Annotated in this window: 23 protein-coding genes; 13 read left to right on the top strand and 10 right to left on the bottom strand. The window is 70.6% G+C overall.

Annotated elements, in window-relative coordinates; genetic code table 11:
- The first annotated feature begins 16 nt into the window (after window positions 1-16).
- On the top strand, window positions 17-2,305 hold the full coding sequence (treS, locus tag ABD197_RS15425; protein ID WP_344055740.1) for a maltose alpha-D-glucosyltransferase: 2,289 nt from the start codon (window positions 17-19) through the stop codon (window positions 2,303-2,305).
- A gap of 1 nt (window position 2,306) precedes the next feature.
- On the opposite strand, the gene ABD197_RS15420 is transcribed toward treS, so the two are convergent.
- The 6 genes from ABD197_RS15420 to ABD197_RS15395 all read right to left on the bottom strand — a co-directional run bounded on the left by ABD197_RS15420 (window position 2,307) and on the right by ABD197_RS15395 (window position 7,391).
- Window positions 2,307-3,545, bottom strand: coding sequence for a phosphotransferase (locus ABD197_RS15420; protein WP_344055739.1), 1,239 nt, complete (start codon window positions 3,543-3,545; stop codon window positions 2,307-2,309).
- A gap of 2 nt (window positions 3,546-3,547) precedes the next feature.
- Complete coding sequence (locus ABD197_RS15415) at window positions 3,548-4,009, bottom strand: BLUF domain-containing protein (protein WP_344055738.1); 462 nt, start codon at window positions 4,007-4,009, stop codon at window positions 3,548-3,550.
- Window positions 4,006-4,224, bottom strand: a complete 219-nt coding sequence (locus tag ABD197_RS15410) for a hypothetical protein (protein ID WP_344055737.1) — start codon at window positions 4,222-4,224, stop codon at window positions 4,006-4,008. Before ABD197_RS15410 ends, ABD197_RS15415 begins: the two co-directional genes overlap by 4 nt.
- Complete coding sequence (locus ABD197_RS15405) at window positions 4,224-5,420, bottom strand: NAD(P)/FAD-dependent oxidoreductase (RefSeq protein ID WP_344055736.1); 1,197 nt, start codon at window positions 5,418-5,420, stop codon at window positions 4,224-4,226. Before ABD197_RS15405 ends, ABD197_RS15410 begins: the two co-directional genes overlap by 1 nt.
- Before the next feature lie 224 nt (window positions 5,421-5,644).
- On the bottom strand, window positions 5,645-6,751 hold the full coding sequence (locus ABD197_RS15400) for an alcohol dehydrogenase catalytic domain-containing protein (RefSeq protein WP_344055735.1): 1,107 nt from the start codon (window positions 6,749-6,751) through the stop codon (window positions 5,645-5,647).
- Between the two features lie 34 nt (window positions 6,752-6,785).
- Window positions 6,786-7,391: a TetR/AcrR family transcriptional regulator gene (locus ABD197_RS15395; RefSeq protein WP_344055734.1), complete on the bottom strand. Its 606-nt coding sequence runs from the start codon at window positions 7,389-7,391 to the stop codon at window positions 6,786-6,788.
- Window positions 7,392-7,484: 93 nt separating this feature from the next.
- On the opposite strand from ABD197_RS15395, the gene ABD197_RS15390 reads away from it, so the two are divergent.
- The 4 genes from ABD197_RS15390 (at window position 7,485) to ABD197_RS15375 (ending at window position 12,577) form a co-directional block, all read left to right on the top strand.
- Window positions 7,485-8,927 carry an APC family permease gene (locus tag ABD197_RS15390; RefSeq protein WP_344055733.1) on the top strand — a complete coding sequence of 481 codons (1,443 nt, stop codon included), beginning with the start codon at window positions 7,485-7,487 and terminating at the stop codon, window positions 8,925-8,927.
- Window positions 8,927-10,636 (top strand): amidohydrolase, encoded by a 1,710-nt coding sequence (locus ABD197_RS15385; protein WP_344055732.1) that lies wholly within the window; start codon window positions 8,927-8,929, stop codon window positions 10,634-10,636. The genes ABD197_RS15390 and ABD197_RS15385 overlap by 1 nt, the downstream gene beginning before the upstream one ends.
- Before the next feature lie 91 nt (window positions 10,637-10,727).
- On the top strand, window positions 10,728-11,534 hold the full coding sequence (locus tag ABD197_RS15380; protein ID WP_344055731.1) for an MTAP family purine nucleoside phosphorylase: 807 nt from the start codon (window positions 10,728-10,730) through the stop codon (window positions 11,532-11,534).
- Window positions 11,531-12,577 (top strand): NAD-dependent epimerase/dehydratase family protein, encoded by a 1,047-nt coding sequence (locus ABD197_RS15375; RefSeq protein ID WP_344055730.1) that lies wholly within the window; start codon window positions 11,531-11,533, stop codon window positions 12,575-12,577. Before ABD197_RS15380 ends, ABD197_RS15375 begins: the two co-directional genes overlap by 4 nt.
- Before the next feature lies 1 nt (window position 12,578).
- Here the strand turns inward: ABD197_RS15375 and ABD197_RS15370 are convergent, their stop codons facing one another.
- Together ABD197_RS15370 and ABD197_RS15365 are read right to left on the bottom strand one after the other, a co-directional pair.
- On the bottom strand, window positions 12,579-13,754 hold the full coding sequence (locus ABD197_RS15370; RefSeq protein WP_344055729.1) for a sensor histidine kinase: 1,176 nt from the start codon (window positions 13,752-13,754) through the stop codon (window positions 12,579-12,581).
- On the bottom strand, window positions 13,751-14,482 hold the full coding sequence (locus ABD197_RS15365) for a response regulator (RefSeq protein ID WP_425561042.1): 732 nt from the start codon (window positions 14,480-14,482) through the stop codon (window positions 13,751-13,753). Before ABD197_RS15365 ends, ABD197_RS15370 begins: the two co-directional genes overlap by 4 nt.
- A gap of 114 nt (window positions 14,483-14,596) precedes the next feature.
- Between ABD197_RS15365 and ABD197_RS15360 the strand changes: the two genes are divergently transcribed.
- From ABD197_RS15360 to ABD197_RS15350, 3 genes are read left to right on the top strand one after another with little or no spacing between them, the layout of a single operon-like run.
- A complete protein-coding gene (locus tag ABD197_RS15360; RefSeq protein ID WP_344055727.1) occupies window positions 14,597-15,256 on the top strand; it encodes a glycosyltransferase family 2 protein in 660 nt (219 codons plus the stop codon).
- A complete protein-coding gene (locus tag ABD197_RS15355) occupies window positions 15,253-15,867 on the top strand; it encodes a TIGR04282 family arsenosugar biosynthesis glycosyltransferase (RefSeq protein WP_344055726.1) in 615 nt (204 codons plus the stop codon). The genes ABD197_RS15360 and ABD197_RS15355 overlap by 4 nt, the downstream gene beginning before the upstream one ends.
- Window positions 15,864-16,541 carry a methyltransferase domain-containing protein gene (locus tag ABD197_RS15350; RefSeq protein ID WP_344055725.1) on the top strand — a complete coding sequence of 226 codons (678 nt, stop codon included), beginning with the start codon at window positions 15,864-15,866 and terminating at the stop codon, window positions 16,539-16,541. The genes ABD197_RS15355 and ABD197_RS15350 overlap by 4 nt, the downstream gene beginning before the upstream one ends.
- A 41-nt stretch (window positions 16,542-16,582) precedes the next feature.
- Here the strand turns inward: ABD197_RS15350 and ABD197_RS15345 are convergent, their stop codons facing one another.
- Both ABD197_RS15345 and ABD197_RS15340 read right to left on the bottom strand, forming a co-directional pair.
- Window positions 16,583-17,008 (bottom strand): hypothetical protein, encoded by a 426-nt coding sequence (locus ABD197_RS15345; protein WP_344055724.1) that lies wholly within the window; start codon window positions 17,006-17,008, stop codon window positions 16,583-16,585.
- A gap of 50 nt (window positions 17,009-17,058) precedes the next feature.
- The gene (locus ABD197_RS15340; protein ID WP_344055723.1) at window positions 17,059-18,300 is read right to left on the bottom strand and encodes a molybdopterin-dependent oxidoreductase; all 1,242 of its coding nucleotides are present in this window, start codon (window positions 18,298-18,300) and stop codon (window positions 17,059-17,061) included.
- A 196-nt stretch (window positions 18,301-18,496) separates the two neighbouring features.
- On the opposite strand from ABD197_RS15340, the gene ABD197_RS15335 reads away from it, so the two are divergent.
- The 5 genes from ABD197_RS15335 to ABD197_RS15315 all read left to right on the top strand — a co-directional run bounded on the left by ABD197_RS15335 (window position 18,497) and on the right by ABD197_RS15315 (window position 24,090).
- Complete coding sequence (locus tag ABD197_RS15335; protein WP_344055722.1) at window positions 18,497-19,858, top strand: hypothetical protein; 1,362 nt, start codon at window positions 18,497-18,499, stop codon at window positions 19,856-19,858.
- An 89-nt stretch (window positions 19,859-19,947) separates the two neighbouring features.
- The gene (locus ABD197_RS15330; RefSeq protein WP_344055721.1) at window positions 19,948-20,664 is read left to right on the top strand and encodes a flavodoxin family protein; all 717 of its coding nucleotides are present in this window, start codon (window positions 19,948-19,950) and stop codon (window positions 20,662-20,664) included.
- A gap of 78 nt (window positions 20,665-20,742) precedes the next feature.
- Window positions 20,743-21,282: a Dps family protein gene (locus ABD197_RS15325; RefSeq protein WP_344055720.1), complete on the top strand. Its 540-nt coding sequence runs from the start codon at window positions 20,743-20,745 to the stop codon at window positions 21,280-21,282.
- An 80-nt stretch (window positions 21,283-21,362) separates the two neighbouring features.
- On the top strand, window positions 21,363-22,253 hold the full coding sequence (locus tag ABD197_RS15320) for an SDR family oxidoreductase (RefSeq protein WP_344055719.1): 891 nt from the start codon (window positions 21,363-21,365) through the stop codon (window positions 22,251-22,253).
- Window positions 22,254-22,260: 7 nt separating this feature from the next.
- Complete coding sequence (locus ABD197_RS15315) at window positions 22,261-24,090, top strand: glycoside hydrolase family 15 protein (RefSeq protein WP_344055718.1); 1,830 nt, start codon at window positions 22,261-22,263, stop codon at window positions 24,088-24,090.
- Window positions 24,091-24,096: the final 6 nt, after the last annotated feature.

Raw genomic sequence — 24,096 nt, 5'->3', positions numbered from 1 at the left:
TCCGTAGCGTCGAGGCATGGCGCGCGACGAGTATCGACCCGAAGAGCTCTACACCGGACCCATCGATCTTCCCCTGCAGCAGATCGTCGACGACGAGGCAGGCGAAGCCGACAAGCCCGAGATCAGCTACGACGAGCAGCGCTATCCCGCCCGCCCGCGCCGCCTCCGCCCGCGCGACGTGGTCGGCGGCCGGGTGCGCCGCAACACGACCGACCCGCGCACCGCGAACGGCTCGAACCCGTCCTACATCGAGTGGCTCGTCCGGCAGTCGATGCTGAAGGACGCCGATGTGCTCGCCCGCCAGCTGTCGGGCCAGCCCTCGATGTGGCGGAACCCTTACGCCCGGCCCGACGCGCGGCGCGCGATCGCGACGAGCGACGTGTGGTTCACGGCGTACCCCATCTCGCTCATCACCCGCCCGGGCCAGTCCTTCCTCTCGGCGCTCGGCGCGGAAGAGCTGTGGGCCGCGTTCGACCGGGTGGGTATCACCGCGATCCACACCGGACCGGTCAAGCGCGCGGGCGGCATCGCCGGCTGGCTGGACACCCCGAGCGTGGACGGTCACTTCGACCGCATCAGCACCGCGATCGACCCCGCTTTCGGCACCGAGGACGAGTTCCGCGCGCTGTGCGACGTCGCCGACAGCCACGGCGGCAGCGTGATCGACGACATCGTGCCGGGCCACACGGGCAAGGGCGCCGACTTCCGCCTCGCCGAGATGGGCTTCAAGGACTACCCCGGCATCTACCACATGGTCGAGATCCAGCCGGAGGATTGGATGCTGCTGCCGGACGTGCCCGACGGCACCGACAGCGTGAACCTCGACGCGGCGACGGAAGCCGAACTCGCGGACCGGGGCTACATCATCGGCGCCCTGCAGCGCGTCATCTTCTACACGCCGGGGGTCAAGGAGACGAACTGGAGTGCGACGGCTCCGGTCCTCGGCCCCGACGGCGTCACGCGGCGCTGGGTCTACCTGCACTACTTCAAGCAGGGGCAGCCCTCGATCAACTGGCTCGACCCCACGTTCGCGGGCATGCGCCTCGTGATCGGCGACGCCCTGCATTCGCTCGGCGAGCTGGGAACGAGCGCACTGCGCCTGGATGCCAATGGATTCCTCGGCGTGGAGGTGAGTGCGGAGGGCCTGCCCGCCTGGTCGGAGGGGCACCCGCTCTCACACGCGGCGAACCACATCATCGCGGGGATGGTGCGCAAGGTCGGTGGCTTCACGTTCCAGGAGCTCAACCTCACGATGGAGGACATCCGCGACACCGCGGCGGTCGGGGCCGACCTGTCCTACGATTTCGTCGGCCGCCCGGGCTACCACCACGCCCTCGCGACCGGCCAGACCGAGTTCCTCCGCCTCGCCCTCACATCCTCGCTCGCGCTGGGCGTCGCTCCCGTGCAGCTGGTGCACGGTCTGCAGAATCACGACGAGCTCACGTACGAACTCGTGCACTGGGCGACGCGTCACGCCGATGAGCTGTACCGATTCCGTGGCGACGAGATCTCGGGCCGCGACCTGGCCGAAGTCGTGCGCGCCGAGCTCACCGAGAGCCTGACCGGGACGGCGGACTACAACCGGGTGTTCACGCAGAACGGCATCGCGTGCACGACGACCTCGCTCATCGCCGCGGCGCGGGGTGTCGAACGGCTCGAGGACATCACCGAGGCCGAGATCCCGGCGATCCGTGACGCCCACCTTCTCCTCTGCGCCTACAACGCGTGGCAGCCCGGGGTGTTCGCGCTGTCCGGCTGGGACCTGGTGGGGATGCTCACCGTTCCGGCGACCGACGTGCGCGATCTGATCGCGGCCGGCGACACCCGTTGGATCGAGCGGGGCGCCCACGACCTCCTCGACGTGGCGCCCGAGGCGACCCGTTCGGCCGCGGGGATGCCGCGCGGGCGTTCGCTGTACGGATCGCTGCCGGCGCAGTTGTCCGACCCCGATTCGTTCGCGTCCCGCCTGTCCTCCATCATCGCGCTGAGACGCGAGCACGCGATCGCGACCGCGACGCAGATCGACATCCCCGAGGTCGCCCATGCCGGGATGCTGGTCCTGGTGCATCGCCTCGACGACGGCGATGCCGATTCCGACGCCGCGACGCAGGTCACGGTCTTCAACTTCTCGGCGGAACCGACGGACGGGACGGTCCGATCGGAGCACCTCACGCCGGGCAGTGCGGTGGTGGACGTATCCACCGGCGCGGCGATCGGCCGGGTCGATGACCTGAACAGCTTCACGGTCTCGCTGCCGGGATACGGGGCGGCGTTCCTCCTGCTCGAGGCCGACGAGCAGGGCTGACTCAGGCGAGCGCGGCGTCGATGCCGGCGAGGGGGACGGGCAGCCAGTCCGGACGATTCCGGGCTTCGTAGATCGCTTCGTACACCGCCTTGTCCAGCACGAGGGCCCGAAGGACGACATCGTCCAGTTCGACGGCGCCCTGCGCGCGCGTGTAGGCATCGAGGAACGCGGCGCGGCACGCGGCCGCCCAGTGCGCGGCGTCATCGCGGCCGCCGACGGCGCCGGCGTAGTCGAACGACCTGAGCATGCCGGCGACGTCGCGGGTGGCGAGGTCCGGGATCGCACGCTCCGCCATCGGACGCAGGGGCTCGCCCTCGAAGTCGATGATGCGCCAGCCGTCCTCCGGAACGGCGAGCACCTGCCCGAGGTGGAGGTCGCCGTGGATGCGCTGCAGCCGCGGCCACGGTCGCGCGAGCGCGTCGTCGTACGCGGAGGCGATCGCTTCGGCGCGCGCTGCGACGGCGGGCACCTCGCTCATCGCGATCGACAGGCGTCGGCGCCAGGCGACCTCGGTCGCGCCGACGGACTCTGCATCCGCCGGCATCGTCTCGAGGTGGGTGCGGAGGGCGCCGTGGACGCCGGCGACGGCCGCGCCGAGTTCACCGGAGGCGCGTGTGAAGTCGGTGTCCGCCCGCGCGGCCGCCAGGGCGATCGACCAGCCGTCCCGCACTCCGGGCAGGAACTCCTGCGCGAATCCGAGAGTGCCGTGCGCGGTGCCGCCCGGACGGCCGATATCCGGCCACTGCGCGTCCAGGTTCCCGAAGAAGCGCGGGACATACGGCGATCCGGCGTCGCTCAGCACACGCTGGACGGTCACATCGGGGTTCTCCCCGTGATGCAGGGTGCGGAAGAGCTTCAGGATGATCGTGGGTCGGTCGTCCTCCTCGAACACGATCGACGTGTTCGACTGCTCTCCCGTCAGCACACGCGATCCACGCACGCGCTCGACGTCGACTCCCATGTCGGCGAGCAGACCGATCGTGAACGGCGGATGCTGCGCGGCATCGATCAGGGGCCCGGAGGCGTCGGACGCGACGGTCTCGGCATCCGTGCCCGCTGCGGGTCGGGCGAGCGGGACGTGGTACAGCGTCGGTCGGGAACCCGCGTCGTCCATGACGAGGTAGCGGACGGCCTCCCGGGTGGGCTGGGCGTCGAGGATCCTCAGGCGCGGGTCGTGGCTCTTGCCCGCGAACCAGCGCTGACGCGACACCCACACGCTCAGATCCGCGGTGAAAGACATGCTCAGCGGGCTTCCGACGCCCTGCTCCGCACGCGGAAGAGCATGCTGAGCTCCCGGGTGGCTCTCACGACGCCGTCCGGGTCATCCGCGTCGTCGAGGTCGTCGAACGTGCTGCGGAACCCGGGTGGCGGGGGTGCGTCCGACAGAGACGTCGGCTGATAGGCCATCGTCCAGTCCCCGAATTGCCGGTGCGACGGGTGGCCCTCGTTAAGGATGCGCGGTGACGTGTGGCGGGGATCCCGCTCGATCTTCGCGTAGAGGGCGCGCACCTCCGCCTCGGGTCCTTCGAGGAACTGCACGAATCGACCGCTGCGGTACAGCAGCAGGCCGCTGATGCCCTTCGACTCGTTGAGCACGCGGCACTGGCTCAGCAGTTCGGCGAGGTCGGCGTCGCCGAACGTCGAGGCGGCGTTGCTCGCGTACACCAGGGAGTACAGACCCGCTTCGGGTGCGGCATCCGTCATGGTCGTTCCCCCTGCGCCGCCGCTTCCAGTACTGTCCGCATCGCTTCGGGCAGATCGGCGCACGTACGGATCGGCTGCGTGTGCGCGTCCATCGCCGCGAAGCGCCCGTCCGGCAGCGTGTCGATGCAGCCCAGGAACGCGCCCTCGAGGCTGCCCACATAGAACCCGTCGTCGACGCGCGCCCACGTCGCGTCGGCGATATCGGCACCGGTCATCATGCTCGTCCTTTCAGGATCAGGTTCCAGTAGACCCACGGCAGGATGTGCCGGTCCACGAGGAACGACAGGCGGCGCGCCCGATACAGGCTTTTCCAGCCGGGTACGGTCGGTGCCAGGCGCCCACGCCCGTCGAACTCGGCGAACACGAGCGCGCGTCTGCTGACGGTGATGGGGCAGACCGAGTACCCGTCGTACCGGGCGGTCGGCGACTGCGCGCGCAGGGCCGCGCGGATGTTCGTCGTCACCACTTTCGCCTGCGGGCGGATGCCGCCGCCCGAGCGCAGGGTGTCCACGGTCGCCGCGTCGCCGACGGCCCACACGTTCGCGAACCGGCGCGAGCGGAGCGTGCCGGGGTCGTTGTCGACGAACCCGTGGGGGTCCGCCGGATCGGAGAGGCCGGATGCGGCGATGAACGCCGGCGGTGACTGCGGCGGGGCGGCGTGCAGCAGATCGTAGGCGAGCACCTCGGTCCGGCCGTCCTGTTCGATCACGACCTCACCCGTGCGCACCTCGCGAACGCGGGCGGAGAAGCGCGACTCGATGCCGTAGGCGTCGAGCGCGCGCTGGAGCTCGCTGCTGATCGCCGGGATGCCGAAGGCGGCGGGCTCGGGGGAGAGGAAGACGACGCGGATGCCGGCGAGGACTCCGCGCGCGCGCCACCAGTCGCACGCGAGGTACATCGGCTTCTGCGAGACGCCGGCGGCCGAGGCGGGTTCGGGCTGCTGGACGAAGACGACCGTTCCGCCGCGGACGTCGCGCAGCGCGTGCGAGGCCTTCGCGGCGAGATCGAGCGTGTAGCTCGAGACGCCGTCCGGGCGCTTCATCGCGTCCTCGAGTCCGGGGACGGCGTCGTAGCGGGTTTCCAGCCCCACCGCGATCACCAGGTGCTCGTAGCCGACCCGGTCACCCGATTCCAGTTCGACGGACGAGTCGTTCGGATGCACCCGGACGACGCGATCGCGGATCCACGCGACCCCGCGCGGCGTGACGGATGCCTGCGGGCGTCCCGCCTGCGACGCCCGAGCGAGGCCCCCGGCGATGTACGACTGCAGGGGCGCGAACACGTGCTGCTCGCGCGGCTCGATCACCGCGATGTCCTGGATGCCGGCCCGGCGCAGGCGACCCGCGACCGAGAGCCCTCCGTTTCCGCCGCCGATGATCAGGACGCGATGGCGGCGGGCAGGAGAAGGCATGCTTCCACTCCACACGGCCGCGCGGCGGATCGCAAAGGGTTGACACGGGTGTCCCCCAGAACCACAGCGCGCTCGGTGGGCGGTCCGTGCTGCTCCCGCCACGCGGATGCCGCGCATCGTGTCCACCGAGCCGGCCGGGAACGCATTCGGTGGGCGCGTTCTGCGGTATCGAGCTTGTGGATGCCGCGCAACGTGCCCACCGAGCCGTCGCGTGGAACCGGCCCTCAGCCCATCGTGATGATCTGGCGCGTCGCCCGACCTTCGCTGAGCTCGTCCATGGCTTCGTTGATCTGGGCGAGGGGCACGGAGGACGAGATGAGGCGCTCGACGGGGAGCCGGCCGTTCCGCCACCACTCGACGAAGCGCGGGATGTCGCGTGCGGGGACGGCGGAGCCGAGGTAGCTGCCCGTGATCGTGCGGGCGCCGGCGACGAGGTCGAGCGGTGAGACCGCGGCTCGTGCGTCCGGGTGGGGGAGGCCGACCGTGACCATGGCTCCGCCGATCGCGGTCAGTGCGAGCGCCGTCTCGAACGCACGGGCGCTTCCGGCGGCCTCCAGGACGCCGTCTCCGTTGATCCCGGCGGCGATCGCGTCAGCGGGGGAGTAGACCGCGTGGGCGCCGAGCGCGAGCGCGGCCTCGAGCTTCGCGGGAGCAGCATCCACTCCCACGACCTCGACGCCGTCGTGCGCCAGCGCGGTGAGCAGGCCTGCCATACCGACCCCGCCGAGGCCGACGACGATGACGCGCTGGCCGGCCAGCGGGCGCACCACGTTGACGATCGCGCCTCCGCCGGTCAGGACGGCGCAGCCCATCAGCGCGGCGACGTCTGCGGGCACGCCGTCGCCGACGGCGACCAGGCTGCTGCGGTGCAGGACGGCGTGGGTCGCGAATCCGGAGACGCCGAGGTGGTGCGCGATCGGCTCGCCCCGGCGGGTGAGGCGGCGACCTCCGCCGAGGAGCTCGCCCGCGCCGTTCGCGGCGCTCCCGTTGCGGCAGGGCACCCGTCCATCGGTCGCGCACTCGGGGCAGGAACCACAGCGCGGGAGGAAGCTCGCCACGACGGCATCCCCCGGTCGGAGGTCGTGCACGTCGTCGCCGACGGCTTCGACCACACCCGCGGCCTCGTGTCCGAGCAGCATGGGGAGCGGCCGCGGGCGGTCGCCGTTGACGACCGAGAGGTCGGAGTGACAGACGCCGGCCGCCTCGACGCGGATGAGCACCTCGGACGCGCCGGGGGCCTCGAGCTCGATGTCCTCGACCACGAGCGGGCGGGATGCCGAATACGGCCGCTCCGCACCAGAGCGCTCGAGCACTGCTCCCGTCACACGCACGTCGTTCTCCTTCGTTCCCGCGGCCCGACCGCTGTCACGACGCGACCACCGGGCATCCCAGGTCGGCCGCGACGGCGCGCATCGCCGAGGCCGCGGCCTCCACGGTCATCAAGGCATTCCCGCCGACGATGTGCAGCCCGTACGCGTCCTCGAGCGCCACGAACGTCATCGCGAGTGTCTCATCGTCCAGGCGCGGGGCGAACGCTCCTGTCGCGCGACCCCGCGAGACGATGCCGCGGTAGGTCGCCAGCTGGCGGAGGTACAGCGCCTGCACGAGCTCGTCGTGCGCCGACGCATCGCCGGCGAGCGCGTCGAACTGGTAGAGCAGGCCCATCAGCGCATCGTCCGGCCCGGTCGGCAGACCCGCCGCGATCGCGACCGCGAGCTGCACACGCGGATCCTCGATCTCTGCCAGGGCCGCGTCGCGCGCGGTGCAGAACCGCTCGATGCCTGCCGCGTGCGCTTCACGCAGCAGCGCGTCGAGATCGTCGTAGTAATAGAGGACGGCACCGCGCGTGAGACCGGCGCGCTGCGCGACGTCGGTGAGGGAGAGCGCCCGCAGGCCGCGCTCGGCGCCCACGGCGAGCGTGGCGTCGATCAGCGATGCGCGCCGGCCTTCTTGACGACGAGGACGAGCCATTCCTTGACACTAACGCAAAAGAATGTCAGGCTCGCGACCATTCTTTAACGATCGTGTCAAAGAATCATCCTCCGCCGACGCAAAGGAGCGATCGTGTCCCCTCACACCGACACCGGCGACCACGCACCCCTGGACACCGCAACCCTGACCACGCACGGTGCGAGCCTGTCCCGCTCGCTCGGGCTGGGAGGCAACGTGCTCATCACGCTCTCGGGCATCTCCCCGGCATCCAGCGTGTTCATCCTCGGCGGCGCCGCGCTCGCCGTCTACGGCACCGGGGTGTTCTGGGGATTCCTCCTCGCCGGTGTGATCAGCATCCTGGTCGGCTTCTGCTACGCCGAACTCGGGTCGCGGCATCCGATCGCCGGCGGCGACTACACGCTGGTCAGCCGGGTCCTCGGTCCGGCGGCAGGATCCGCTGTCTTCTTCATCAGCCTGGTGAGCCTCCCGCTCATCATCGCGATCTTCGCCCTGGGCGTCGCCGACTACCTCGGCGTCGCGATCGCAGGTCTGGATCCGCTGTGGACCGCGCTCATCGTGATCGTCCTCACCACGATCACGGCGTGCTTCAACATCCGCACGAACGCCTGGGTGACCGGTGTCTTCCTGTTCATCGAGATGGCGGCGCTCGCGCTGCTGGCGCTCCTGGGCTTCATCCACGTCGAGAGGCCCATCACCGCACTGCTGCAGCCCGAATTCCTCGACACCGCGACCGGCGGCCTCGCGCCGCTGGGGATCGCCGGGCTCGTGCTGGCCGTCACGCAGGGGATCTTCTCGTACAACGGCTACGGCGGGGCGATCTACTTCGCGGAAGAGACCCGGAACGCCCGTCGCACGATCGCCCGTGCGGTGCTGTGGAGCGCGCTCATCACCGTGATCGCCGAGCTCGTGCCGCTCACCGCGATCCTGCTGGGGGCGAGCTCCCTGCCCGAGCTGTTCGGCGCGGCGCTGCCGGTCGAGCACTTCCTCGCCGAGCGGTCCGGGCCCGTGATCACGATCTTCGTCCTCGTCGCGATCGCGTTCGCGATCATCAACGCCATCATCGCGATCGCGCTGCAGTCGGGCCGGCTGCTGTTCGCCGCGGCCCGCGATCAGGCGATGCCCGCCGCGCTGGCCCGACCCCTCTCGCGCATCTCGACGCGCACCCGGATGCCGATCACGGCCACCCTGACGGTGGGGGTGATCTCGCTTGCGGCGTGCTTCGTGCCGTTGGATGTGCTGCTGAACGCCACCGGCTCGACCCTCGCGTTCAGCTACGGCTTCATCGCGGTCGCCGCGCTCGTCGCCCGTCGCACGCGGTCCGGCGATGCGCCGGGGACCTACCGGATGCCAGCATGGCCGGTCGCGCCCGTCGTGGCGATCCTGGCGATCGCGACGATCTTCGTGATCGGCATCCTCGATCCGGCGCAGTGGCTGAGTCTCGGCATCGCCGCGAGCATCGTCGCGGCCGGATTCCTCTACTACCTGGTCTATCTCCGCACGAACCCCGCCACTGCCCACCTGCTCTCGGGAACCGACGACGAGGAGACCCTCTGATGCTCGACCTGCTCATCACCGGCGCCCGCGTGCGCACGTTCGCTCCCGATGCCCCCTTCGCCGAAGCGATCGGCGTCGTGGGCGACCGGATCGCCTACGTCGGCGATGCCTCCCAGGCTCCTGCGGCGCAGCGCGTCATCGAGGCGGACGGGCGGCTGGTCACCCCGGGCATCGTGGACAGCCACAATCACCTGCTGCTCGGGTTCGACGAGGACGCCGTGAGCCTGGAGGGCGCTCATGATCTCGTCGAGGTGCGGCGGCGCATCGCGGACTTCGCGGCGCGGCGGCCCGAGCTGGCATGGGTGTGCGCCGAGAACGCCGTGTACTCGATCGTCGAGAACCGCCGTCCGAATCTCCGCGACCTCGACGGCCTGACCGATCGGCCCGTCTTCGTCACGACGTACGACCAGCACTCGGTGTGGCTGAACCGCGTGGCACTGGATGTGCTCGGCATCTCCCGCGGCGGCGACATCGCCTGGGGTCGGCCGGAACGGGATGCCGAGACCGGCGAGCCGACCGGCTGGGTGACCGACTTCTACACGAGCGCGATGACCGCCGCGGGACTCGCCGAACTCCAGCGCGACATCCCGATGTACTCCCCGGAGCGCCGCTACCGGAAGATCCTGGCGAGCATGCGGATGGCGACCTCGGTCGGGATCACGACCGTGGTCGAGCCGCAGGTGCCGCTCGCGGAGCTGCCGCTGTTCGAGCGCGCGCTCGCTGCGGGGGAGCTGTCCTCGCGCGTGATCGCCGCCCTGTTCCACCCGGTGGGCGCGGACGGGGCGTTCCGCCGCACCCTGCGCGACACCATCGACCGCTTCCCCGTGGACCCGCGGCTGAGCGTCGGCCCCGTGAAGCTGTACGCCGACGACGTGATCGAACCGCACACGGCGTTCATGCTCGAGGACTACGCGAACCGCGCGGGGCGTCGTGGCCGGCCCAGCTACCCGGGCCGCGAACTCGTCGACATCATCACCGAACTGGACAGGCTGGGTCTGCAGACCCACACGCACGCGACGGGGGATGCCGGCGTCCGGCTCGCCCTCGACGCGATCGAGAACGCGGCACGGGCCAACGGCACGCGCGATCGCCGCCACGGCGTCGTGCACGTCGAGTGCCTGCATCCCGACGACCTGCCCCGGTTCCGGCAGCTCGGCGTGACGGCGGCGATGCAGCCGCGGCACTGCTCACCCGACCTGGTCGCGGGCACATGGATGGACAACGTCGGCGAGGAGCGCTGGGATCGGGCATGGCGGTTCCGGAGCCTCCTCGACGACGGCGCGACCGTGGCGTTCTCCAGCGACTGGCAGGTGGGGGAGATGGACCCGCTCGTCGGGATGTACTCGGCGGCCACGCGCGCGGGCCTGGACGGCTCGGATGCGTGGACGGCCTCTGAGCGCGTCGGGATCGATCGCGCGCTGGAGGCGTACACCGTGCACGGCGCACGCGCCTGGCATCGGGAGAGAGAGATCGGCCGCCTCGCGCCGGGGATGCTCGCGGACATCGTCATGTGGTCGGGCGACCTCCTCGCGCACGAGCACGACCCGTCGCGACTGCTCGGCGAGCACGCCGAGGTCACGCTCGTCGGCGGACGCGTCGAGCACTCGCGGGGTGCGGTGACGGATGCCGTCGGCGCGGTTCTCGATGATCCGGCAGGTTCTGCGCCCGCCGCCGACCCGCACGCGCACGAGGCCGCGCACGCGCATTGAGCGCACTCCTTCGCGGGCTCCGCCGCGATCGGTCATCGAACCGTAAGGATCGCGGCTGTGCCGCGGTACGACGCGGTGGCACTGTCGAAGAGTGGACAACGCCTCTTCTCCAGCCGTCGCCGTCATCGGTGGGTCGGGTCTCTACGAGCTCTTCGACGGTCCGTCCGAGCGCGTCGAGGTCGCGACGCCTTTCGGTGACACCGTCGTCCTCACCTCGGGAGAGCTCGGCGGTCGGGAGATCCTGTTCCTTCCGCGGCACGGAGCCGACCACTCCGTTCCGCCCCACCTGATCCCGGCGCGCTCGACGATCTGGGCGCTCGCCTCGCTCGGGGTGCGCGCGCTGATCTCGACCGCCGCCGTCGGATCCCTGAACCCGGCTCTTCCGGTCGGCACGATCGCGGTGCCCGATCAGCTCGTGGACCGGACGTGGGGTCGGCGGGATTCGTACTTCGACGGCTCCACGGTGCGTCACCTGCCCTTCTCCGACCCGTTCGGGTCCCGTCTGCGCGAGCTCGCGCTGCAGTCGTGTCCGGAGCTCGTGGACGGTGCGACCGTGCTCGTGATCCAGGGGCCGAGGTTCTCCACCCGCGCCGAGTCGACGATCAACCGCACCGCCGGGATCGACCTCGTCAACATGACCCTCTACCCCGAAGCGGCGCTCGCCGCGGAGCTGGGGATCGACATGGTGGCGCTGTGCCTGGTGACCGACGTGGACAGCGGCGAGACGGCGGAGGAGGCCGTGACCGCGGAGACGGTCTTCGCCCGCCTGGCCGAGGCGCGACCCCGATTGATCTCGGCGATCGCACGGATCGCGGCGTCCGTCCCGCGGGACTACGTCGCGCGTGAGCTGATCGACCGGGATGCGGTCGCCGGGGTGATGGCGGGCCGCAGCCGGTGAGCGTGCTGCTGGTCACCGGGGGAGCGGGCTTCATCGGCTCGCGCGTCGCGTCGGCGGCGCTCGCAGAGGGATGGACCGTTCGCGTGCTGGACTCCCTGTCGCCGGAGGTCCACGCCTCCGCGCCGGCGGCCGTCGCCGGAGTCGAGTTCGTCCGCGGCGACGTCACGGACCCCGCCGCGCTCGATGCCGCTCTGGACGGCGTCGAGGTGGTGAGCCACCAGGCGGCGAAAGTGGGCATGGGCGTGGACGTGTCCGACGCGCCCGCCTACATGCGGATCAACGTCGTGGGCACCGGAGAGCTGATCGCCGCCCTGCGCCGCGCGGACGTTCGCCGGCTGGTCCTGGCCTCGTCGATGGTGGTCTACGGCGAGGGTCGGTACGCCGGGCCGCGCGGCCTCGTGCGGCCGGGGCCGCGGCACGAGGCGGACCTGCGTGCCGGGATGTTCGAGCCGCGCGACCCGGAGACGGGCGAGTCCCTGATGCCGGAGATGACGCGCGAGGATGCGCCGCTGGACCCACGCAGCCTCTACGCCGTCTCCAAGCTCGCGCAGGAGCAGCTCGTCCGGGTCTGGGCGGCCGAGACCGGTGGGCGTGCGGCGATGCTCCGCTACCACAACGTCTACGGCCCCGGCATGCCGCGGGACACGCCCTATGCCGGGGTCGCGGCGATCTTCCGGTCCGCGCTCGAGCGCGGCGACGCGCCGCGGGTGTTCGAGGACGGCGGTCAACGGCGCGACTTCATCCACGTCGATGACATCGCCGGGGCGAACATCGCGGCGCTCGAGTGGACCGCCGGTGCCGGTTCGGATGCACGGGCGTTCAACATCGGATCCGGCGTGGTGACCACGATCCTCGACGTCGCCGACCAGCTCTCCCGCGCACACGGCGGCCCCGCTCCTGTGGTGACCGGGCAGTATCGCGCCGGCGATGTCCGTCACATCACGGCCGACTCCGCTCGCGCGCGTGTGGAACTCGGGTGGATGCCGACGGTGAGCGTCGCCGACGGGATGCGGGAGTTCGCCCGGGCGCCGCTGCGCGGCTGAGTCAGGCGAAGGACTCCTCGCGACCGTGCGTGACGCTCGGCAGGATCAGGTCGAAGCGGCATCCGCCCGCGACGTTCTGGACGGTCACCTCGCCCTGGTGCGCCGTGGCGATGCCGCGGACGATCGCAAGGCCGAGTCCCGCGCCGCTGGAGCGCAGCGGGCCGCTGATGCTGTGCGGATGCTGCTCGGGGGTCCGCGCCGGGACTCCGCGCCAGCCCGGGTCGAACACGCGATGCAGGTCGTCCTCGTCGATTCCGCCGCCCGTGTCGATCACGGTGACCGAGGCGCGTCCTTCGACGACCGATGCGGCGACGGTGATGGGCGATCCGGCGGGGGTGTGCTGAATCGCGTTGAGCAGGAGATTGGATATCGCCCGCGACAGCTCCCGCGGATCGGCGTGGACGACGGCGTCGTTGTCCAGCCCCGCCTCGATCCGGATCTCGTGGCCCTGGGAGACGGGTCGCAGCTCCGCGACCGTGTCCGAGATGACGTCGTACAGGGACACGTCCTGCAGGCTCAGGCGGAGGGTTCCCGAGTCGATCTTCGACAGCTCGAACAGGTCGTCCACCATGGCGGACAGCCGGGAGACCTGCTCGCGCATCTGCCGGTGGTAGCGCTGCGGATCCGTGGCCAGGTCGTCCTCGAGCGCTTCGGCCATCGACATGATCCCCGCCAGCGGCGTGCGCAGGTCGTGGGCGATCCACGCGACCAGTTCCCGCCGCGACTCCTCGATGCGGTGCTCGCGCTCGCGCGACTCGGCGAGCTTCGTGCTCATGGCCACCAGCTCGGCGGCCAGCGCCCGGAACTCCGCGCCGGACTGCGGCCCGACGGCATCCACGCGCTCCCCGGCGCCGATGCTGCGCGCCGCGTGCGAGAGCGACCGGGTGTTGCGCACCACGACCAGGCCGAGGACCGCCACCAGGGCGAGCGAGACGGCGCCGGAGAGCACCGCGACGTTCACGGCGACGGTCAGATCGTGCGCGGAGATGAACATGAGCCACGACGCACCGACCATGCTCGCGATCACCGCGAGCACTGCGGCAAAGACGAGCACGCACACCTGGACGGCGAGCGAGGACCGGCGCAGCACGAACAGCGCGGCGACGGCGACGCCGCCGATCGCCAGGGTGATCGCGAGCGACAGGCCCGCCACTTGCAGGAGGTCAGGCCAGCTCATGCGTCCCCCCGTCCGATGTCCAGTCGGTAGCCCACGCCCCACACCGTCGTCAGCAGGGTCGGCTGCGTGGGATCGGGCTCGATCTTCTCGCGCAGCCGGCGCACGTGCACGGTGACCGTCGAGAGGTCTCCGTAGGTCCACCCCCACACCGAGGTCAAGAGCTCGTCACGACTGAACGCCTGGCGCGGGTGCTTCACGAGGAACGAGAGCAGATCGAACTCCCTGACCGTCAGCGGCAGCAGCACACCGTTCATCTTCGCCACGCGCGCAGCCGGGTCGATGTGGAACGGACCGCGGTCCAGGGCCGATTCGGGGGCGTGCTCGCCGAGGGAGCGGCGCAGGACGGACTGCACGCGCAGCACCAGCTCACGCGGCGAGAAGGGCTTGGTGAGATAGTCGTCGGCGCCCGCCTCGAAGCCGCGGATCCTCTCCTCCTCGCTCCCGAGGGCGGTCAGCAGGATGATCGGGGTCGAGCTCGTGGCCCGGATGCGGCGACATGCCTCGATCCCGTCGATGCCCGGCAGCATCCTGTCCAAGACGATGAGGTCGGGTGAGATGCGGGCCTCGGCCTCGATCGCCTCGAAGCCGTCGGCGACGCGGTCGACCACGAACCCGGACGAACGCAGGTACTGCCCGACGACCTCCGCGACGGTCGGGTCGTCATCGACGACGAGGATCCGACGATCGATGAGGTCCTCGTTGCCCAGCGTGCGCGAGGGTTCTGCGATCACATGCACACAGTACGCCTCGCGCCCGGCCGCGACTCCGGGTCCTCCGCAGTCGTCCGCGTTCCGTAAGACTTTCCCGGAGACGGCGACCGACCGCGAGCCTACGTTCAGAGCATGGCCGATGTCGATCTCGTGCTCCCGTGTCTGAATGAGGCGGCGGCGCTGCCCTGGGTGCTCGAGCGTGTCCCGGCGAACGTCCGTGCGATCGTGGTCGACAACGGATCCACCGACGGGTCCGCGGACGTCGCGAGGGCCGCGGGCGCCACGGTGATCACGGAGTCCCGGCGCGGGTTCGGTGCGGCCGTGTCGGCGGGAGTGGAGGCAGCCCGGGCCCCGCTGATCGCCGTCTGCGACGCAGACGCCTCGCTGGATCCCGCCGAGCTGCCGCGGCTGCTTGCTCTGCTCGACGACGGCGCCGATCTCGTCCTCGGCCGTCGCATCCCCACGAAGCGGTCGGCGTGGCCCGCGCACGCCCGCATCGCCAACGGAGTCCTCTCCCGACGGATCGGACGGCTCACCGGGGTCCGGGTCACCGACATCGGACCGATGCGCGTCGCACGCACCGATGCTCTGCGTGGACTCGATCTCCGCGACCGCCGCAGCGGATATCCCCTCGAGATGGTGCTGCGTGCAGCGGCGGCCGGCTGGCGCATCGTCGAGACCGAGGTCGCCTACACCCCGCGGATCGGGCGGTCGAAAGTGACCGGGACCGTGCGCGGAACGCTCACCGCCGTGCACGACATGAACCGCATCCTGCGGGAGGCGCGGGCGTGACGGCGCTGGTGGTGGTCGCGAAGGCGTGCATCCCGGGCAGGGTCAAGACCAGGCTGAGTCCGCCGTTCTCGCTGGAGGAGGCAGCCGAGATCGCTGCGGCCAGCCTCGCCGACACGTTGGCGACCGTCGCATCGCTCGCCGCCCGGCGCATCCTCTACTTCGACGGCGAGCCGGACGGCACATGCCCGGCCGGCTTCGAGGTGATCCCGCAGCGGCAGGGGAGCTTGGACGAACGCATCGCCGCGCTCTTCGACATCCTCGACGAGCCCACGCTCCTGATCGGCATGGACACCCCGCAGGTGAGGGTCGCGGACCTCGTCTGGCCCGTCGAGACGGATGCCGTCATCGGCATGGCTGCGGACGGCGGGTTCTGGATGCTGGGCATGCGTCAGCCGTGCGGCGATGTCGTGCGGGGTGTGCCGATGTCGCGCGCCGACACCGGGGCTCTGCAGCGCGCCGCGCTCGAGCGCGCAGGACTTTCAGTGAGGGAGGCGTCGGTGCTGCGTGACGTCGACGAGGCCGGTGACGCGCAGGAGGTGGCGGCGCTTGTCCCGCAGTCGCGATTCGCGCGCGCCGTCGCCGCCGCGTCGGCACGCCGGAGCGCCGCATGAGCGCCGTGGTCGCCTTCGGGGCGGGGGGAGACGAGCCGTACGCGCTCCTGCTGCGCGCGGCCGAGGGCGGCCGGCTCGCGCTGCGGAGGGTGGGTGATGCGTCTCCGACGCTGCACGTGGATGTCACGGAGTGGCGGGCCCCGGCCAACGTCACCGATCGCGACGTCCTCACCGGGCTCTCCGGGCCGCTCCTGGACGTCGGCTGCGGCCCGGGCCGCATGGTGCGCGCCGCCGAAGAGATCGGGCTCGCCGCACTGGGCGTCGACATCTCCGCGCACGCCGCACGCCATGCGGCGGCCGACGGCACGCCGGTGCTGCGTCGTTCGGTCTTCGAGCGGCTGCCTCTGGAAGGCAGCTGGGCGAGCATCCTGCTCATGGACGGGAACATCGGGATCGGGGGTGACCCGCGGACCCTCCTCGAGCGGTGCGGCGAGCTCCTCGCGCCGGGCGGTGTGGTCCTGGTGGAGGTCGACCGGGACCCCGAACTGGACGAGAGCGCGGTCTACACCGCCGTGGCCGAGGACGGACGGGAAAGCGGCGTCTTCCCCTGGGCGCGCATCGGAGCCGTGCCGCTCGTGCGACTCGCCCTCGAATGCGGGTTCATCGCCGCCGGTGCCTGGGCGGCGGGCGACCGCCGCTTCGTCCAGGTGCGCACACCCGGCCGCGCCCGCTGAATCAGCGGCAGCGCCGCCGCCTGCTCAGCGCCGCCGCCTGCTCAGCGCCGCCGCCTGCTGATCGCCGCCTGGAGCACGCTCGCTCCGACGGCGGCCAGCAGCAGAGCGATGAGCAGGATCGCCAGGTTCAGGCCGTAGTCCAGCGGCAGGACGCTCGGATTGGCCGTCCCGATCGCCTGCTTCGCGATCTCGGGCGCGACCAGAAGCGCCAGGAGACCGCCGGTGGCCACCGCTGCCTGGAAGAGCAGGATCGTGCCATGCGGCACGCGACCCTCCGCCCGGCGGCCGGCGATCGCCAGCGCGAAGACCGCCCCGGCGATGACGACATCGTGCACCACGAGGACGAGGACGAGCCACGTGAGGATGGCCGGGTACTGGCGGGGCGGAATGTCGTTGATCAGTACGAGGCATCCGACGAGCATGCTGAGGATGCCGAGCCCGATGAGGACCGCGCGGACGTCATCCACCGTGAGGAGCCTCCACGTGCGGGGCGCCCGCGACGGCGGGGACGCGGGCGTCACGCGATCACCTCGATCGTGCTGAGCCACTTGGTCTGCAACACGCCGGGTCTGCCTGGGGCGATGAGGCGAGCCGGGAAGCCGTGGTCGATGTCGAGCTCCTCGCCGAAGAGCTCGAGGGCGACGAGCGTGAGAGGGTCGCGCGCGAACTCGGGCTGCATCTGGGTGACGGCGAAACCGCCGCGCGTCTGCAGGCTCGTGATCCGCAGGTGCGCGTCGCCGGCGGCTCCCACCGAGTCCAGCAGATCGCGCAGGCGCGGTCCCCGCCACGCAGCGTCCTGACTCCACCCCTCCACGCACGCGATCGGCAGGACGGCGTCATGCTGGGGCATCGCACGCAGACGCGAGCGCGTGTAGACCTCCCGCACCGGTCCGTTGACGACCGTCAGGGTCCAGTCCGGGGCCGTCGCGCTCTCGAGGACGCCCGCGGCCTCCGCAGTGCGATTGACGGGGAGCATCTGCGGGCCGACCCCGCGTCGGCGCGGCGCGAAGACGTTGAACGGTTCGAACACACGGAACGACTGACCGGCCGTCGTGGTCACGACGAGCCCGGTCGCGACCGCCACGGTCGTGAGGAATCCTCGGCGGGTCTGGTCGGCCGCGCGAGGTTCGCGCACCGCAGGGCTCCGGTCGATCCAGGCGAACAGCCGCCCGGTGACCCCGTGGTCCGGGCCCCAGCCGGTCCGTCGCTGCAACTCGTCGGGCACCTCGGATCCGGCATCCGGATCGGGCTGCGTCTCGAGAGTCGCCTCGGCATCCCCTCTGCGCCAGAAGCGGGCGATGACGGGGAGTTTGACGCCGATGTGGACCGCGAGCGAGCCGACGACGATCCAGGACAGGGCGTAGTGCGTCAACCGGAAGGAGAAGCCGAAGATCGCATAGAGCTGATACGTGTTGAGCAAGCCGGTCGTGATCAGCATGAGCGAGGCGGCGACGAACACCGCGATCGAGACGCGCTCGAGGAAGTGAGCGAGCGAGCGCACCGGCGGGTGCTGGAAGAGCTCGGGGAAGACCGCGAAGAGCTTGGCGAACAGCAGCGGGAAGCACGCGATCCCCGCGGTGATGTGCACGCCCTGCGTGACCTGGTAGATCCACACCGGCCGGGTGGGGAACGTCACCCACGGAAGCGGGTTCTGCAGCAGATGGCTGTACAGCCCCGTGCCGAAGCAGATCAGGAACGCCACCGCGAGGAGACGCCCGATCACCACGGCCATGCGCGGGGTGCGTGCCGGGGAAGCCACCGCATGTCTGGTGCGATGCAGAATCCGCTGCAGTCTGGCTGTGAGAAGCACGTCGGTCACCCCCTGTCGTGCCGACTGTAGGGTGCCGAGGTCGACCGGGACGGCCTCGAGATATGACGAACCGGGGACATCTGATGTCCTGACTCCGTAATGTCTTGCCTCGGCGGCGGGAGTGGGCGGTCCCTAGCCTCGGAGGGTGACCACCGACCCGTTCACCGCGCCGCGCGCCCGCTCCCGCAGGCGCGTCGCGGCGCCGTGGATCGGCCTCGGGGCTGCGGTCGTGCTCATGATCGCGGCCATGCTCTACCCGGTGCTTTCCGGGGTGAACGTGCACGTCCGGTGGTTCCCGCCGCTGCACGCCGAATGGATGCCGCGCGTGGGGCCCGGAACGATCGCGGCCCTGGTTCTCGGGGCGTTGGCTGTGCGCTATGCCGTCGCCCTGTCTGCGCGGATCTCGTGGCGTGTGCTGCTGGTCGCGGCGTTCGGCGGTGCCCTGCTGTGGATGCTGAGCCTTGCCGCCGTCGACGGCGCGGACGGGATCGGCGTCATCCTCGACACGTCCTACGAGTACTTGCGCACGGCACGCGAGGTGACCGACGTCGGGGCGCTGCTGCGCGAGTACATCGCTCACATCCCGCTGGACTCGGTGGACAACTGGCCGGTGCACATCGCCGGCCACCCGCCGGGCGCCGTCCTGGTCTTCGTGCTGCTCGTGAGGCTGGGGCTGGGCAGCGGGCTCGCCGCAGGACTCGTGGTCACCGTCGTGGCCGCGACGACTCCGGTCGCCGTCCTCCTGGTGCTGAAGAGACTGGGCGCCGAAGCCGCTGCCCGGAAGGCGGCGCCGTTCCTCGTCTTCGGCCCGGCGGCGATCTGGATGTCGGTGTCCGCCGACGCGCTGTTCGGCGCCTTCGCCGCATGGGGCCTGTGCGCCCTGGCGTGGGCGTCGACCTCGCGATCGCGCGTCGTGTCGGCCGTGTGGGCGATCGTGGCGGGACTCGTCCTCGGCTACTGCGTGATGCTCTCGTACGGGCTTCCGTTGCTCGGGGTGCTCGCGGTGACGATCCTGATCGTCTGTCGGCGGTGGGCGCCGCTGCCCTGGGCGGTCGGCGCAGCGGTCCTCGTGGTGCTCGTGTTCGCCGCAGGCGGTTTCGTCTGGTGGGATGCGTACCCCGTCCTCGTGGAGCGGTACTGGGCGGGTGTCGCGAGCAACCGGCCCTTCGGATACTGGGTGTGGGCGAATCTGGCCGCGCTGGCCTTCAGCGCCGGGCCACTGGTGGGGGCCGGGATCGCCGTCGTCCTGACCCGCCTGCGGGGCGTGCGCTCGGCCGTTCGCGACGATCTGGTCGTCGTCTCCGTCGTCACGGCTGCGGTGATCACCGTGATGCTCGCCGATCTGTCCCAGATGAGCAAAGCGGAAGTCGAACGGATCTGGCTGCCGTTCGTGCCGTGGCTCCTGGTCGGCACCGCCCTGCTGTCCGCCCGCTGGCGTCAGTGGGGGCTCACCGGGCAGATCGTCTTCGCGATCGCGGTGCAGCATCTGCTCGCCACGGGCTGGTGAGCGCGGCATCCGTCTGCAGTTCGTCACATCACGGGGATGCGCTCGCCCGGCTCCGCTGATGGGATGGGACCAGGACGAATGGAGCGACCATGAGTGAGACGACCGCCGACTACAGCGACCTCAGAGCGGTCTACATCAACTGCACGCTGAAGCGCTCACCGGAGGTGAGCAACACCCAGGGGCTCATGGACCGCAGCATCGAGCTGATGAGGTCGCAGGGGGTCGAGGTGACCTCGATCCGCCTGATCGATCACGACGTCGCCACCGGCGTCTATCCCGACATGCGCGACCACGGGTGGTCGGTCGACGCGTGGCCGGACGAAATCTGGCCGCTGGTCGATGCCGCCGACATCCTCGTCATCGGCGGCCCGCTGTGGCTCGGTGACAACGCCAGCGTCACTCGCCGTCTGATCGAGCGTCTTTACGCGATGAGCGGGCTGTTCAACCACAAGGGCCAATACGTCTACTACGGCAAGGTGGGCGGCACGCTCATCACCGGCAACGAGGACGGCATCAAGCACGCGGCGATGGCGAACCTCTACAGTCTGCAGCACATCGGGTTCACCATCCCGCCGGCAGCGGATGCCGGCTGGATCGGCGAAGTCGGGCCCGGGCCCAGCTACCTCGACGAGGGGTCCGGGGGACCCGAGAACGACTTCACCAACCGCAACACGACGTTCATGACCTGGAATCTGCTGCACCTCGCCCGAATGCTGAAAGACGCCGGGGGGATCCCGGCGTACGGCAACCTGCGGAAGGCGTGGAACGACGGGGAGCGCTTCGGGTTCAACCCCGAATACCGGTGAACGTTCCGTCCGGTACCACTCGCCTCCACGGTGTGCAATCCCCCGGGCGTCGGGCCGGGCACCCGTAGGTTTGTCCACATGGCGACCACCACGACGACGAAGAACAAGCGCAAGGCCGATCACGGCGCCCGTCTCACCGACGAGCAGAATGCCGAGAGCGGCTTCAGCGCGTCCGAGACCCTGAGCGAGAACCTGCAGAAGGTGCTCGTCGACCTCATCGAGCTCGCCTCGCAGGGCAAGCAGGCGCACTGGAACGTGGTGGGCACGAACTTCCGCGACACCCACCTGGCGCTCGACGAGATCATCGAGGCGGCGCGCGAGTTCGCCGACACGATCGCAGAGCGGATGCGCGCGCTCCACGCCCTCCCCGACGGGCGCAGCGACACGGTGGCGGAGTCCACGTCGCTCCCGGAATTCCCGCAGGGCGAGATCGCGACCACGAAGGTCATCGACCTCATCACGGTCCGTCTCGAGGACACCGTGTCGACCTGCCGCGAGGTGCACGACGACGTCGACGAGGAAGACCCCACGAGCGCCGACATCCTGCACGCGGTCATCGAGAAGCTCGAGCAGTTCGCGTGGATGATCAGCGCCGAGAACCGGGTTCCGCGCAGCTGATCCACCCCCGCATCACCCCCGACGCCCCATTCCGATCGAAAGGAGGGCGCGCCTGATCGGCGTGCCCGAACGGTGACGACATGACCGACATGTACGCGATGCAGGACCCGACGACGCAGTTCCCCCGCCCTCCGTTCCCCCCGCAGCAGCAGGACGGTCCGGGCGACATCCACAAGATGGATCCGGCGCCCGATCACGGCGAGACCTCCTACGTCGGCTTCGGCCGGCTCCCGGGTCGCCGGGCGCTGATCACCGGTGCGGACTCCGGCATCGGCCGCGCGGTCGCGATCGCCTATGCCCGCGAGGGTGCGGACGTCGCGCTCTCGTACCTCCCGGAAGAACAGACGCAGGCCGAAGAGGTCGCCGAGCTCGTCCGGGCGGAGGGTCGGAAAGCGATCCTGCTTCCCGGAGACCTGCAGCAGGAGCAGTACAACATCGACATCGTCGACAAGACGGTCGCCGAGCTGGGCGGGCTGGACATCCTCGTGATCAACGCCGGCGCGATGCCGACGGTGGACAGCATCGACGACTTCGAGACCGCGACGCTCGACGAAGTGCTCAAGGTCAACATCTATCCGCTGTTCTGGATGACCAAGGCGGCATCCCCGCACCTGAAGCCGGGCTCGGCGATCATCGCGACCTCCAGCATCCAGGGCTTCGACCCCTCGCCGTCGCTGGCCGAGTACGCGGTGTCGAAAGCGGGGATCGCGAACTGGGTCCGCGCGACGGCGCAGCAGCTCATCGAGCGCGGCATCCGCGTGAATGGCGTCGCTCCGGGACCGATCTGGACGCCGCTTCAGCCGGCGTTCGTGCCGACCGAGAAGATCGAGAGCTTCGGCGAGCAGACTCCGATCGGGCGTGCCGGTCAGCCTGTCGAGCTCGCGCCGGCCTACGTCTTCCTCGCGTCGCAGGAGTCCAGCTACGTCCTCGGAGAGGTCATCGCCGTCACCGGCGGCATGACCCTGACCTGATCGCCGGATGCCGTCACGCGGGCACGCCGCCCATCCTTCGCCGGCCGACCGCACCGATCTGCGCACCTACGCCGCGATCGGTGACGGTCGGACCGTGGCGCTCATCGCCGCCGACGGGGGCATCGATTGGCTGCCGATGCCGAACCTCGACTCGACGCCGGTGTTCGCGCGGATCATCGACGACGACCACGGCGGCTGCCTCGAGCTCGCCCCCGAGGGGGAGTACTCGGTGCGGCGCAGCTACGTCGGCGGCACGAACGTGCTGCGGACGACGTTCACGACGCAGACCGGTTCGGCGCGCGTGACCGATGCGCTCGTCACCGGCGTCGCCGGGCGGCTGCCGTGGGCGCAGCTCGTCCGGCGGATCGAGGGCGTGAGCGGCGAGGTGCGCTTCCGCTGGGCGGTCCGACCGGGGACCCGTCTGCGGACCGCGTCGCCGTGGGTGCAGAAGCACGGTGGCACACAGCTGCTGCAGGTGGGTTCGACCACGCTCGCCGTGCTCGGAGACGGGGTCGGCGCCATGCGGGCCGGCGGCGACGAATTCCCGTTCCCCGCCGTTCGGGGGACGTTCGTGACGGGCGCCGGGTCGCGCCACGTGCTGGGAGTGGTCTCCACGCACGACGAGCCCTTGCACGTCCCCGACATCGCGCACCTGGACGCGAGTCTGGACCGCACGATCGCGGGCTGGCGGGAGTGGTCCCGGGAGTTCTCGTACGAGGGGCCATGGGCGGACACCGTGCAGCGCAGTGCCCTCGCGCTCAAGCTCCTGGTCTACGCCCCCACCGGGGCGATCGCCGCAGCGGCCACGACCTCGCTCCCCGAGAATCCGGACGGAGGCAAGAACTGGGACTACCGGTTCGCGTGGGTGCGCGACCTCGCGTACACCGCTCACGCCCTCGTCCGCTTCGGGCTGCGGGAGGAGACCCACGCCGCGATCTCCTGGCTGATCAGGACCATCCGGCGACACGACGGTCAGCTCGGCGTCATGTACACCCTCCGCGGCGACGCCGTCGACGGCACGACGGAGTACGACGCGCCCGGATGGCGCGGCATCGGACCGGTCGTCTCGGGAAACCCCGCGCACGATCAGCTGCAGCTGGGGGTCTACGGCGACCTCTTCGCCGTCTGCCGGACCTATGTGGATGCCGGAAACGTGCTGGACGCCGACACCGGGCGGCTCCTCGCCCGCCTGGCGGACGAGACGTGCGACCTGTGGCGCAACCGGGACTCGGGCATGTGGGAGCTGCCGGAGCTCGAGCACTACACCTCGTCGAAGATGGGATGCTGGCAGGCGTTGCGCGATGCCGTGCACCTGGCCGAGGTCGGCGCGATCATGGGATCGAGCGAGCGGTGGGAGACGGAGCGCGATCGGATCGCGCTGTGGGTCCGTGAGGAGTGCTGGTCCGAGGATCTCGGCGCGTACACGATGATGCCCGGCTCCCCGCGCCTGGATACCTCGGTGCTCCTGCATGCCGAGAGCGGTTTCGACCGCGGCGAGCGGATGTCGCGCACGATCGACGCGCTGACCGACGCGCTCGGGGAAGGCGCGCTGATCTACCGCTATACGGGCATGGCGGATGAGGAGCACACATTCGTCGCGTCGGCCTTCTGGCGGGCGGGGGCACTCGCGTGCGTCGGTCGGCACGATGAGGCCATCGCCGCGATGGACGAGCTGGTCGGCCACGCGAACGACGTCGGGATCTACAGCGAGATGATCGCCGCGGACGACGGCGCCTTCTGGGGAAATCTTCCTCAGGCGCTGAGCCACCTCGCGGTCATCAGTGCCGCGCTCACGATCACCGATGTCACGCCGGCCCGGAAGCTCGCCGGGCACTGACCTCGC

The sequence above is a fragment of the Microbacterium lacus genome, from assembly GCF_039531105.1.
GTDB classification, from domain to species: Bacteria; Actinomycetota; Actinomycetes; order Actinomycetales; family Microbacteriaceae; genus Microbacterium; species Microbacterium lacus.
The sequence above is the reverse complement of the archived record's forward strand: the minus strand, read 5'-3'. Positions and strand labels throughout refer to the sequence as shown.

What these genes read in the sequence shown, in the direction of transcription:
- treS (WP_344055740.1), top strand. Translation starts at nt 17, where the DNA reads ATGGCGCGCGACGAGTATCGACCCGAAGAGCTCTACACCGGACCCATC.
- ABD197_RS15420 (WP_344055739.1), bottom strand. Translation starts at nt 3,545, where the DNA reads ATGTCTTTCACCGCGGATCTGAGCGTGTGGGTGTCGCGTCAGCGCTGG.
- ABD197_RS15415 (WP_344055738.1), bottom strand. Translation starts at nt 4,009, where the DNA reads ATGACGGATGCCGCACCCGAAGCGGGTCTGTACTCCCTGGTGTACGCG.
- ABD197_RS15410 (WP_344055737.1), bottom strand. Translation starts at nt 4,224, where the DNA reads ATGACCGGTGCCGATATCGCCGACGCGACGTGGGCGCGCGTCGACGAC.
- ABD197_RS15405 (WP_344055736.1), bottom strand. Translation starts at nt 5,420, where the DNA reads ATGCCTTCTCCTGCCCGCCGCCATCGCGTCCTGATCATCGGCGGCGGA.
- ABD197_RS15395 (WP_344055734.1), bottom strand. Translation starts at nt 7,391, where the DNA reads ATGGCTCGTCCTCGTCGTCAAGAAGGCCGGCGCGCATCGCTGATCGAC.
- ABD197_RS15385 (WP_344055732.1), top strand. Translation starts at nt 8,927, where the DNA reads ATGCTCGACCTGCTCATCACCGGCGCCCGCGTGCGCACGTTCGCTCCC.
- ABD197_RS15370 (WP_344055729.1), bottom strand. Translation starts at nt 13,754, where the DNA reads ATGAGCTGGCCTGACCTCCTGCAAGTGGCGGGCCTGTCGCTCGCGATC.
- ABD197_RS15360 (WP_344055727.1), top strand. Translation starts at nt 14,597, where the DNA reads ATGGCCGATGTCGATCTCGTGCTCCCGTGTCTGAATGAGGCGGCGGCG.
- ABD197_RS15350 (WP_344055725.1), top strand. Translation starts at nt 15,864, where the DNA reads ATGAGCGCCGTGGTCGCCTTCGGGGCGGGGGGAGACGAGCCGTACGCG.
- ABD197_RS15330 (WP_344055721.1), top strand. Translation starts at nt 19,948, where the DNA reads ATGAGTGAGACGACCGCCGACTACAGCGACCTCAGAGCGGTCTACATC.
- ABD197_RS15325 (WP_344055720.1), top strand. Translation starts at nt 20,743, where the DNA reads ATGGCGACCACCACGACGACGAAGAACAAGCGCAAGGCCGATCACGGC.
- ABD197_RS15320 (WP_344055719.1), top strand. Translation starts at nt 21,363, where the DNA reads ATGACCGACATGTACGCGATGCAGGACCCGACGACGCAGTTCCCCCGC.
- ABD197_RS15315 (WP_344055718.1), top strand. Translation starts at nt 22,261, where the DNA reads ATGCCGTCACGCGGGCACGCCGCCCATCCTTCGCCGGCCGACCGCACC.